The sequence below is a fragment of the Pseudomonas sp. genome (assembly GCF_030696055.1).
Classification (GTDB): Bacteria; Pseudomonadota; Gammaproteobacteria; order Pseudomonadales; family Pseudomonadaceae; genus Aquipseudomonas.
Window position 1 is genome coordinate 1 of the sequence record NZ_JAUYNP010000040.1, and the last position, 10,980, is coordinate 10,980.

Here is a 10,980-nt window from a genome sequence, read left to right on the forward strand (position 1 = left end):
GCTGATGCTCCTGCTGGTGCTCGGCTGCGGTTACGCGGGCTATCGCATCAGCGAGCGCTTCGGCATCCGCGCCTTGGGCGAGAACGGCGAACGCCAGCTGGAGCTCAACGCCCGCGCGGTGGAAAGCGAGATCACCAAGTACACCTACCTGCCCAGCCTGCTGGAACTGGAATACAGCGTCGGCCGCCTGCTGCAGACGCCCACCGCCTACCGCCGCCAGCAGGTCAACGACTACCTGGAAGGCCTCAACCAGCGCAGCGGCAGCCTGGCCATCTACGTGCTGGACCGTTCCGGGCGGGTGCTGGCCACCAGCAACTGGCGCGAACCCACCAGCTTTCTCGGCGAGGACCTGGCGTTCCGCGCCTATTTCCAGGACGCCGTGCAAGGCAAACCGGGGCGCTTCTACGGTATCGGCAGCACCACAGGCGAACCCGGCTACTACCTGGCCCACGGCCTCAAGAGCGGCGAGCGGATCATCGGCGTGGCGGTGGTCAAGGTGCGCCTCGACGCCCTGGAGCAACGCTGGCAGCGCGCGCGCCTGGAGGCCTACGTCAGCGACGAGAACGGCATCATCATCCTCTCCAGCAACCCGGCGCGCCGGCTCAAGGCCGTGCGCCCGCTGGGGCCGAACACCCGCGAGCGCCTGGCGCGCAGCCTGCAATACCACTGGTGGGCGCTGGAAGAACTGCAGCCGCTGAGCCGCAAAACCCTGGGCGCCGGCATCGAGCAGGTCAGCTTCGCCGCCAGCGATCCAGCCGCCGGGCCTATCTCCTATCTGGCGCAGAGCCGCCCGCTGGACGACACCGCCTGGCACCTGACCCTGCTCACTCCGCTGCAGGAACAACGCCGCGCCGCCATCAGCCACGCCATGCTCGCCGCCGTGGCTTGCGCCCTGCTGATCTTTCTCGGCCTGGCGCTCAACCAGCGGCGCAAGGTGATAGCCACCCGCCTGGCCGCCCGCGAGGCGCTGGAGCAAGCCAACAACGAACTGGAGCGCAAGATCGCCGAACGCACCGCCGACCTGCAAGCCAGCAACCAACGCCTGCAGGCCGAAGTGCGCGAACGCCAGCAGGCCGAAACCACCCTGCGCCAGGCCCAGGACGAGCTGGTGCAGGCCGGCAAGCTGGCGGTGATCGGGCAGATGTCCACCAGCATCGCCCATGAACTCAACCAGCCCCTGGCGGCGCTGCGCACCCTGTCCGGCAACACCGTGCGCTTCCTCGCCCGCGGCGCCCTGGATGTCGCCAGCAGCAACCTGCAGACCATCGCCGAGCTGGTCGACCGCATGGGCAAGATCACCGCCAGCCTGCGCGCCTTCGCTCGGCGTGGCGGCGACCGCGGCGAAGCCCAGTTGGGGCAGGCGGTGGAAGCCGCGCTGTTCCTCCTCGACAGCCGCCTGCAAGAGGAACGCCCGCAGCTGCATCGCGACTATCTAGACGAGCAGGCCGATACCCGCCTGGCCATCGACCAGACCCGCCTGGAGCAGATCCTGGTCAACCTGCTCGCCAACGCCCTGGATGCCATCAGCGAACAGGCCGATCGCCAGCTCTGGCTGAGCGGCCACGTCGACGCCGAGCGCTATCTGCTGAGCGTGCGCGACAATGGCCCCGGCATAGCCGCGGACGTGCGCGCCCACCTGTTCGAGCCCTTCTTCACCACCAAACCCGGGGAGAAAGGCCTGGGCCTGGGCCTGACCCTGTCCGCCAGCCTGGCCGCGGCCGCCGGCGGCAGCCTCAGCGTGCAACACCCGCAAAGCGGCGGCACGGCCTTCGAGCTAAGCCTGCCCATAGTCATTGCCCGCCAGGAGAACAGCCCCGATGAATGAGCCGCTGAGCGTACTGATAGTCGAGGACGACCCCCATGTACTGCTCGGCTGCCAACAGGCCCTGGCCCTGGAGGATATTCCCAGCGTCGGCGTCGGTAGCGCCGAGGAAGCCCTGCAGCGCATAGACTCGGACTTCGCCGGCATCGTCATCAGCGATATCCGCCTGCCCGGCATCGACGGCCTGCAACTGCTGCAACGCCTCAAGCAACGCGACCCCAGCCTGCCGGTGCTGCTGATCACCGGCCACGGCGATATCGGCATGGCGGTGCAGGCCATGCGCGACGGCGCCTACGACTTTATGGAGAAACCCTTTTCCCCCGAGCGCCTGGTCGAGGCCTGCCGCCGCGCCCTGGAGCAGCGCGGCCTGGCCCGCGAGGTGTCGACGCTGCGCCGTCAGCTGGCCGGCCGCCAGGCGCTGGAGCAACGCATCATCGGCCACTCGCCGGCCATGGAGAAGCTGCGGGAATTGATCGAGAACGTCGCCGATACCGCGGCCAATGTGCTGATCGAAGGCGAGACCGGCACCGGCAAGGAACTAATCGCGCGCTGCCTGCACGACTTCAGCCGGCGCCAGGCCAAGCCCTTCGTCGCCCTCAACTGCGGCGGCCTGCCGGAGAACCTGTTCGAGAGCGAAATCTTCGGCCACGAGGCCCATGCCTTTACCGGCGCGAGCAAGCGGCGCATCGGCAAGATCGAGCACGCCAATGGCGGCACGCTGTTTCTCGACGAGGTCGAGAGCATGCCGCTGAACCTGCAGATCAAGCTGCTGCGGGTGCTACAGGAACACAGCCTGGAGCGCCTCGGCTCGAACCAGAGCGTGGCGGTGGACTGCCGGGTGATAGCCGCGACCAAGGCGGACCTGGAGCAGCAGGGCAAGGCCGGGCAGTTCCGCAGCGACCTCTACTACCGCCTCAACGTGGTGTGCCTGGAGCTGCCGCCGCTGCGCGAACGGCGCGAAGATATCGCCCTGCTGTTCGAGCATTTCCTCCAGCTGGCGGCGCTGCGTTTCGACCGCGCCGTGCCCGAGCTGGACCGGCAGACCCGCGCCACCCTGCTGGCCCACGACTGGCCGGGCAATGTGCGCGAACTGCGCAACGTCGCCGAACGCTTCGCCCTCGGCCTGCCGGTGTTCAAGCACAGCGGCGCCGCACCGGACAACAACGAGCCGGGATTTGCCGAGGCGGTGGAAGCCTTCGAACGCAACCTGCTGAGCGACGCCCTGACGCGCCACGCCGGCAACCTCAGCCAGGCCAGCCAAGCCCTGGGCATGGCCAAGACCACGCTGTTCGATAAGGTCAAAAAATACGGCCTGCACTAGGGCGCGGCAGACGCCGCCCCTGGCCGCTTAGTTCAGGCGCATCCAGTAGCGGCCGTCCTGGTAGCTGAAGATGATCCCGGCGCGGGTGATCTGCTGCAGTTGCAGCGCGGCGCTGAGCCGATCGCCTTCGCGCAGGCTGCGACCCTTGGCGCGGATAAAGCGGGCGCTGCTATCCGAGGAGTAGACATGAGCGTTGATGCCCAGCTCGCGCAACTCGGTCTGCGCAGCGGCAGGCAGCATTTTCCAGTGGCTGACGCCGCTCGGGATGTCCTGGTCCGGCTCTGCGTCGCGCCGCGATGGTATAGGCGGCGCCTGCGGGCGCTCGCGTTCCACCGCGGCCACCGACGGCGCGGCCACGCGCCCGCTGTTCACCGGCAGCTCCAGGGTTATGGGCGCGGTCGCTGGCTGGGCTGACGGCGGCGGCTGGTCGTCCAGCTGAATACGCGTGCCGGCCATATTCTGCAGCTGCGCCAGGCCGGGGGCCTGCGGCTCGGCAGACGGCGATTCGGCGGGCAGGGCCAGGGGAGCCTCGGCCGGCATCGCTAGCGGCGTGGCTAGCGGCGCCGCCGCGCTGGGTGGCGCGGGGCGGTTGGCCAGCCACAGCCCGCCGAGACCGAGCAACAGAATCAGGCTGACGCCCAGTACCGCCCAGCGCCAGGAACTGCGGCGCCCCGGACGGTAAGGGCTGCTCGGCTCCTGGGCGGTGTCGATATGGGGAACGTCACCCAGATTGCGCTGGCTTTCCGACTGTTTCAGCGCGTTGAGTATGTAGGACATCGTGCCTCACTCCCAGTCCGCCTCGGCAGCGGTCAGCAGGGGAATACCGGTTTCGGTCAGGCTGCTGAGGCGGATCAGGGTCTGTGGCCCCAGCACCGCATCGGTCGCCAACTGGTATTGGTGCTGAAACGCCAGCACCTGCAACTGCAAGGATTCGTCGTAGCGCTGCTGCAGCACGCGCGGCAGTGCGCGGCCCTGCAGCTGCGCCAGACGGGTCGCCAACCACTGCACCACCGGGCTGCTGCTCTCCGGCCGCAAGGGTTCCTGGTAGCCCGGCGGCAAGCGCCAGAGCAGCAGCTGAGTGTCGTCCATCCAGCTGCGCAATTCGTCCAGCGCGACCGCGCGCGTTTCGCCGGCGACCTCCAGGGTCGCCTGCCCCGCCTGCTGGTCGATGCCCACCAGGGTGGCGTGGAAGCGCTGGCCGTTGGCGTTGTGCAGGCGGATCACCGCCGGCAGGTTGAAGCCGATCAGCTCGTCGAGATTGGCCGGTAGCTGCAGGCAGTCCAGCCCGTGCAGACGGGCGAAACGGCAGAGCACCGGGGCCTGCTGCGGGTCGAAGTCGAGCCCCCATTGGCGAAACAGGCGCCGATAGGCCAGCACCTCGGTGGCCGCCAGGTCGGTGCCCTGCGGCCACTGCCACTGAGCCGGGCCAGAGGGCGACGGGCTCGGCTGCAGCTGCCCGCTGGGCGGCAGTTCCAGCACGGCCGGGGCGGGCGGCGCCTCAGGCGCGGCCACTGGCGGCACTTCCAGCACCAACGGGTCGGGGGCGGGGCGCATCAAGGCCAGCAACTCGCGACCACCAGGCACCAGGAAGCCACCCAGCAGCACCAGCAGTGCGGCCATGGCCGGCAGCGCCCAGTGCCAGCGCGACCTTGCCGGCCCTGAGGCGACGAACTCGCCGCGCACTTCGCGCGCCGCGCGGTTGAGCAGCCACCAGTTGACCCGGTGCCGGCGTTCGACATAGGCGCCCAGCAGCGCACGGTCGCAGATCACATTGATCATCCGCGGCACGCCGCCGGTCAGCCGGTACAGGCGGCGCAGCGCGGCGCGGCTGAACAGCGGCGCATCGCGCCCGCCCACGGCCAGACGGTGGCCGACATAGGTGGGCAGCTCGGCGCGGGACAAGGCCCGCAGGTGGTAGCGCGCGGTGATGCGCTGATCGAGCTGGCGCAACTCGGCACGCCCCAGGGTGGCGAGCAGCTCCGGTTGGCCGATCAGGATGATCTGCAAGAGCTTCTGGCTGCTGGTCTCCAGGTTGGTCAACAGGCGGATCTGCTCCAGCACATCGAGGCCGAGGTTCTGCGCCTCGTCGATGATCAGCACGGTGTTGACCCCGCGGCCATGGGCCTCCAGCAGGTGCTGGTTGAGCGCGTCGATATAGCCCTTGATGCGGTGGCCGCCGTGCGGGCGGGGAATCTTCAGCTCGTCGCAGATGGCTTCCAGCAGCTCGGTGATGCTGTACTTGGGGTTGAGGATGACCGCGACTTCGGTGTGCTCCGGCAGCTGCTCCAGCAGGCAGCGGCACACCGTGGTCTTGCCGGTGCCGACATCGCCGGTCAGCAGCACGAAGCCGCCGTTGCAGTTGATGCCATAGAGCAAGCTGGCGAGCGCCTCGCGGTGCTGCTCGCTCAGGTACAGGTAGCGCGGGTTGGGCGCTATGGTGAAGGGCATCTCGGAGAAGCCGAAGTAGTTGCTGTACATGGCAGTCGAGCCTCGCAGTCTACAGAGACTATAGAAGCCCGAACCGCAGTTGTCCGCCCGCGACTCCCCCTCCTTTCGTCGGCGTAACAGCCGGATGGCCACTCCGATCTACACTATGTAAAGAGGATCATCCATTTGTAGTAGCAGTGTCGCGCTACTGTTTCAAGGACTTAACACATGTCCGCACTCACCTCCCTGGAACCCGAGCGGCCCCGTCGTGCGTTGTTGCTCGACCTGTCCAGCGAAATCACCCCGCTGCACCTGCAGGACTGGGTGTTCGACCGGGTCACCACCCTGGGCAGCGCCCAGGGGCTGCTCAAACAGAATAGCTACCGGGTCGGTATCGCCCTGCTGCCGGATCTGACCGAGGCACAGTTCGAGCCGATCGAGACCCTGCTCGACGGCGACGAGCACCTGGCCTGGCTCGCCCTGATCCAGCACGAGGCGCTGGAAAAGCAGGACTTCCGCCGCCTGATCTACGAGCACTTCTACGACTATTTCTCGCTGCCGCTGGATGGCAGCCTGAGCCACCTCAAGCAGGCCCTCGGCCACCTGGATGGCATGTCGCGCCTGCGCGCCCTGGAGCAGGAAACCTTCAGTTCGGTGGAAGAGTTCCAGATGGTCGGCGGCAGCAAGCATTTCCTCGCCATCTTCGATCAGATCCGCCGGGTCGCCGGGGTCGAGGCGCCGGTGCTGATCCGCGGCGATACCGGGGTCGGCAAGGAGATGATCGCCCGCGCCATCCACCAGCGCTCACTGCAGGCCGAGGGGCAGTTCGTCGCGGTGAACTGCGGCGCCCTGCCGGAAACCCTGATCCATGCCGAGCTGTTCGGCTACGAGAAGGGCGCCTTCACCGGCGCCTACAAGCGCAAGATCGGGCGCATCGAGGCGGCGCAGAACGGCACCATCTTCCTCGACGAAATCGGTGACCTGCCGCCGCAGATGCAGGTCTATCTGCTGCGCTTCCTGGAACAGAAGACCATCGAACGCCTGGGCGGCAACCAGAGCATCCTGGTCAACGCCCGGGTGATCGCCGCCACCCACGTCAACCTGGAGCAGGCGGTGATCGACGCCACCTTCCGCGAGGACCTCTACTACCGCCTCAATGTGCTCAGCATCCAGGTGCCGCGCCTGGCCGAGCGCGGCAGCGACATCGAGCTGCTGGCCCGCTACTTCCTGCACAAGTTCAGCAAGGAGTACGGCACCCACTCCCGCGGCCTGACCCGCCAAGCCCTCGAGGCGATGCTCAGCTACAGCTGGCCGGGCAACGTGCGTGAGCTGATCAACCGCATCCGCCGCGCCCTGGTGATGAGCGAGAACCGCATGATCAGCGCGGCGGATCTGGGCCTGGAAGAGTGCCATAGCCTGAACGTAGTGGTGCCGCTGGAGCAGGCCCGCGCCCATGCCGAGGAGTTGGCGGTGCGCAACTGCCTGAACCACTCGCTGAATAATGTCTCGCAGGCCTCCAAACTGCTCGGGGTGTCGCGCGTCACCCTCTACCGCATGATGGACAAATACGGCATTCGTTGAGCCTGGGCTGTAACGTCCACGCTACAACAGCCCCGGATGACATGACGCCGCACCGCTGGAAGGCCAGTAAATACGCCATCGACCCGGCTTGGCGTACTCCCTGCATGGATTCTCTTGCTTATGGAGAGAAACCCATGCTCGAACGAGGTCGTCGCGCTACCGACCTGCAGACGCCAGAGCGCAGAAGTACTGGCGCCAGGGATATGTCCGGCACATGCCTGGAAGAGGGCGTGGAGAGTTTTCCTGTGTTCAGCGAACCGCCCTTTACCAGCTGGTGCCAGCGCCACCGGCGCATCGACTATTTGCGCAACCGCCGCGGCCTGCCGCTGATCCTGCTGTGGGACGAGAACGGCGCAGGGCCAATCTGGAGAGGCCCCGCCGCCCACGGGGCACAGCACCCGCCCGGCTAGGGCGAAACCCACCCGCCTGGTTCCGGCTGGCAGGCGCAGTGCGGCGTAATTCACCTACGGCCGGTTACGCACGCGCGGCAGGCGCCGCCTGATGCCCCGAACGAGGGTCCGAAGATGTTCTGGCTAAGACTCACTCCCAGTCGACAGCTGCAGGTCGCTGCCATGCTGTCGGCCTTGCTCCTGATCCTGGCCGGCTGCGTCAGCCGGCCCCAGGTTTCCCCAGTCATCGCGCAACTGCCCGAGCGGGTCGAGTTGAGCGAGGTGCCGTTCTTCGCCGACGACAGCTACCAGGGCGCTCCCGGCGCCCTGGCCGCGCTGCTGGCGCAGCAGGGCCTGCCGGGCGACCCGGCGCAGCTGAGCCGGGCCCTGAAGCTGCCGCAGGAAGAGGCGAACCTGCCCGCCAATATAGTCGCCGAGGCACAGGCGCAAGGCCTGCTGGTGGCCCCCCTGCAACCCAACCTGACCGACCTGCTGCACCGGGTCGCGGCGGGCACCCCGGTGCTGCTGCGCTTCGCGGGTGGCTACGGCGTGCTGGTCGGTTATGACCGGGTGGCGCAAACCCTGCTGTTGCAGAGCGGCCGCCAGCGCCGCCTGAGCCTCGACTTCGGCGCATTCAGCCAGAGCTGGGCGGCGAGCGGGCAGTGGGCGGTATCGCTGCTGCACCCCAGCCAGCTGCCGGCACCGGCCGCCATTCCCGGCGAACTCAGCCCGGCCGCCGCGCGCGAGGCCGCCGGCAACAGCAGCCAGGCCCTGCTGGCCCTGCACAAGCGCTGGCTGCGCGCCGAGGGCCCGGCCCGCGATGCCCTGCGCCGGCAACTGGTCGAGCAGGCCAGCCAGCGCCGCACCCTGCTCGGTCAGCTGGTCCAGGACCATCCCAGCGCCGTGCTGCAGTCGCTGATCCCGGACGACAAGCAAACCGGCATGCCACCCGAGGTGCTGGCCCGCCTGGAACAGCGCCTCGACCTGCAAGGCGAGCTGGAAGTGCTCTACGAGGATTACGAGGACGGCACGACCAAACTGCGCCACCAACTGAAGACCCCCTTTGGCGAACGTTTCGAGCTGCACTTCGGCCAGCTCACGCAGAACTGGCGCAGCGGCCTGGCCGTAATCGCCCAGGGCTGGCTGCTGCTGTCCGATGACCCGCAGCCGGGTGCGATGCAGGGCGACCTGCTGCTGGCCGACGACCAGCAGGCCCTGCAGCTGGCCGACGGCAGCACGGCCAGCGGCGATGGCAGCGGCCTGGCCTATGACCTGCCCAACACCACCGGCGCCCAGCGCACCCTGGTCATCCTGGTCAATTTCCGCGATGCGCCGAGCGTCATGCCCTGGACGCCGAGCCAGGCCAGCAGCCTGGTACTCGGCACGGTCAGCGCCTTCTACCTGGAAAACTCCGACCAGCAGACCTGGCTGACCGGCAACGTCGCCGGCTGGTACACCATCCCGGTCGACAGCACCGTCTGCGATGGCTTCGCCATCGAGCGCTACGCCAAGGAGGCGGCCCAGGCCGGTGGTTACAACCTCAGCCTGTACGACCGTTTCATTTATGCTTTCCCGCAGAACGTCTGCGGCTACAGCGGCATGGGTCAGGTCGGCGCCCTGCCCTCCAGCACCTGGATCCACAACAGCCTGACCCTGCGCACCGTGGCCCATGAGCTGGGGCACAACCTCGGCCTGTACCACGCCCATGCCCTGGATTGCGGCGACACCACATTGGGCGCCAGCTGCGCCAGCCAGGAATACGGCGACACCCTGGACATCATGGGTTACTCCGGCACGGTCGGGCACTTCAACGGCTTCCACAAGGAACGCCTGGGCTGGCTGGGCAGCGGCAACCTGGTCACCGTCAGCAGCAGCGGCAGCTTCACCCTGCAGCCGGCCAGCGTGAGAACCAGCGCAGCCAAGGTGCTGAAGATCGCCAAGGGCCTGGATGCCAGCGGCAGCCCCAGCTACTACTACGCCGAGCTGCGCAAGCCGCTGGGCTTCGACGCTCAGCTCACCGATCGCGGCGTGATCGACCCGAACAACGTGTTCAGCGGCATCGCCCTGCGCCAGGCCAGCCCCAGCAACGGCAACAGCGGCTACCTGCTGGACACCACCGCCGGCAGCACCTTCGTCGACATGAAGGACCCGGCCATCACCGCCGGGCGCAGCTTTAGCGACAGCGCCGCCGGCGTCAGCCTCACCACCGAATGGGCCGACAGCAGCCAGGCCCTAGTCAGCGTCGACCTCACCGGCGGCGGCGGCGACCAGGTCAGCTGCACCCGCAGCGCCCCGCAGATCGGCGTCAGCCCGGCGCAAAGCGCCTGGCTGGTGGCCGGCAGCAGCTACAGCTATAGCGTCAGCGTGAGCAACAAGGACAGCGCCGGCTGCTCCAGCAGCAGTTTCAGCCTGGCGGCCGGCAAGCCCTCCGGCTGGACCACCAGCCTGCCCGGCAGCCTGAGCCTGGCACCTGGCGCCAGCAGCAGTGTCAGCCTCGCCGTGACCTCGCCGAGCAGCGCCACTGACGGTTTCTATGCCATCAGCTCCACCGCCACGGGCAACAGCACCAGCGCCACGGCGAGCGCCACCTATGTGGTCGACAACCCGCTCAGCAGCAACAGCCCACCGGTGGCCAACAACGACACGGTAGTGCTCAGCAGCACCGCCGCGGTGACCATCGCCGTCCGGGCCAACGACCTGGATAGCGACGGCGACGCCCTGACCATCAGCGCCTTCGGCCAGGGCAGCAAGGGCGCGGTCAAGCTGGGCAGCAACGGCACCCTGATCTACACCCCGGTGAAAGGCTTCAAGGGTAGCGACCAGTTCAGTTACAGCATCAGCGACGGCAAGGCGAGTGCCAGCGCCATCGTCTCCATCAGTCTGCAGTCCAGCGGCGGGGGCGGCAAGGGCAAGCCTTGATCGTTCCGCCGCGCATCCGACGCCTGGGGTCTGCGGACCTCAGGCGTCATCCCCAGCATTCCCGCACCGAGCAACACGCCCTCTGGCCAGCGGCCTAGGCCGGCCTGCCAGCGCGGCGGGATGTTCACCGAGCCAATCCCCCGGGCCCGCGTCCGCTGCAGCGCAGACTCGCGCCCAGGCCGTCTTATGGCCAATTCTGCGCAGTCGCTCGCCAACCCGGCGCCCCATGGCAGAGCGGAGTCCGGCCAGCCATCACCAAGGGGAAGCCTGGGCCGCGATATTTCGTAGGATGGGTCGAGCGCAGCGATACCCATGCTGTCGAGTTCGGCGCATGACTAGGTGCTATCTGCTGGTAGCAAATCGGCTGCACCGGGGCAGGCCTATCAGCGCTTGGTGGGTTACGTGGCGCGCAAGCCCTGCAGTCGATTTGCCAACGCTGTTCTGCGCCCCTAACCCACCCTACAAAAGCTGCGCAAACCCGTAACAGAGACATAGCCTTTTTATTGCCTGCACGCTTCGCC

Annotated in this window: 7 protein-coding genes; 5 read left to right on the plus strand and 2 right to left on the minus strand. The window is 67.8% G+C overall.

The window, feature by feature from the left end:
• The first annotated feature begins 4 nt into the window (after positions 1–4).
• Entirely contained in the window at positions 5–1,825 is a 1,821-nt protein-coding gene (locus tag Q8Q83_RS02095; RefSeq protein WP_305620713.1) for an ATP-binding protein, read from the plus strand.
• Positions 1,818–3,143 (plus strand): sigma-54 dependent transcriptional regulator, encoded by a 1,326-nt coding sequence (locus Q8Q83_RS02100; RefSeq protein WP_305620702.1) that lies wholly within the window; start codon positions 1,818–1,820, stop codon positions 3,141–3,143. Before Q8Q83_RS02095 ends, Q8Q83_RS02100 begins: the two co-directional genes overlap by 8 nt.
• 27 nt (positions 3,144–3,170) lie before the next feature.
• Here Q8Q83_RS02100 and Q8Q83_RS02105 read toward each other — a convergent pair whose 3' ends face one another.
• Both Q8Q83_RS02105 and Q8Q83_RS02110 read right to left on the minus strand, forming a co-directional pair.
• Positions 3,171–3,920 carry a general secretion pathway protein GspB gene (locus tag Q8Q83_RS02105; protein ID WP_305620703.1) on the minus strand — a complete coding sequence of 250 codons (750 nt, stop codon included), beginning with the start codon at positions 3,918–3,920 and terminating at the stop codon, positions 3,171–3,173.
• Between the two features lie 6 nt (positions 3,921–3,926).
• On the minus strand, positions 3,927–5,621 hold the full coding sequence (locus Q8Q83_RS02110) for an ExeA family protein (protein WP_305620705.1): 1,695 nt from the start codon (positions 5,619–5,621) through the stop codon (positions 3,927–3,929).
• Positions 5,622–5,798: 177 nt separating this feature from the next.
• On the opposite strand from Q8Q83_RS02110, the gene Q8Q83_RS02115 reads away from it, so the two are divergent.
• The 3 genes from Q8Q83_RS02115 (at position 5,799) to Q8Q83_RS02125 (ending at position 10,459) form a co-directional block, all read left to right on the plus strand.
• Positions 5,799–7,151: a sigma-54 dependent transcriptional regulator gene (locus Q8Q83_RS02115; RefSeq protein WP_305620707.1), complete on the plus strand. Its 1,353-nt coding sequence runs from the start codon at positions 5,799–5,801 to the stop codon at positions 7,149–7,151.
• 134 nt (positions 7,152–7,285) lie between these two features.
• Positions 7,286–7,561, plus strand: a complete 276-nt coding sequence (locus tag Q8Q83_RS02120) for a hypothetical protein (RefSeq protein WP_305620709.1) — start codon at positions 7,286–7,288, stop codon at positions 7,559–7,561.
• Positions 7,562–7,723: 162 nt separating this feature from the next.
• Positions 7,724–10,459, plus strand: coding sequence for an Ig-like domain-containing protein (locus Q8Q83_RS02125; RefSeq protein WP_305620711.1), 2,736 nt, complete (start codon positions 7,724–7,726; stop codon positions 10,457–10,459).
• The last annotated feature ends 521 nt before the right edge of the window (positions 10,460–10,980 follow it).

Coding starts and splice junctions, on each gene's coding strand:
- Q8Q83_RS02125 (WP_305620711.1), top strand. CDS start 7,724: ATGCTGTCGGCCTTGCTCCTGATCCTGGCCGGCTGCGTCAGCCGGCCC.
- Q8Q83_RS02100 (WP_305620702.1), top strand. CDS start 1,818: ATGAATGAGCCGCTGAGCGTACTGATAGTCGAGGACGACCCCCATGTA.
- Q8Q83_RS02120 (WP_305620709.1), top strand. CDS start 7,286: ATGCTCGAACGAGGTCGTCGCGCTACCGACCTGCAGACGCCAGAGCGC.
- Q8Q83_RS02115 (WP_305620707.1), top strand. CDS start 5,799: ATGTCCGCACTCACCTCCCTGGAACCCGAGCGGCCCCGTCGTGCGTTG.
- Q8Q83_RS02110 (WP_305620705.1), bottom strand. CDS start 5,621: ATGTACAGCAACTACTTCGGCTTCTCCGAGATGCCCTTCACCATAGCG.
- Q8Q83_RS02095 (WP_305620713.1), top strand. CDS start 5: ATGCTCCTGCTGGTGCTCGGCTGCGGTTACGCGGGCTATCGCATCAGC.
- Q8Q83_RS02105 (WP_305620703.1), bottom strand. CDS start 3,920: ATGTCCTACATACTCAACGCGCTGAAACAGTCGGAAAGCCAGCGCAAT.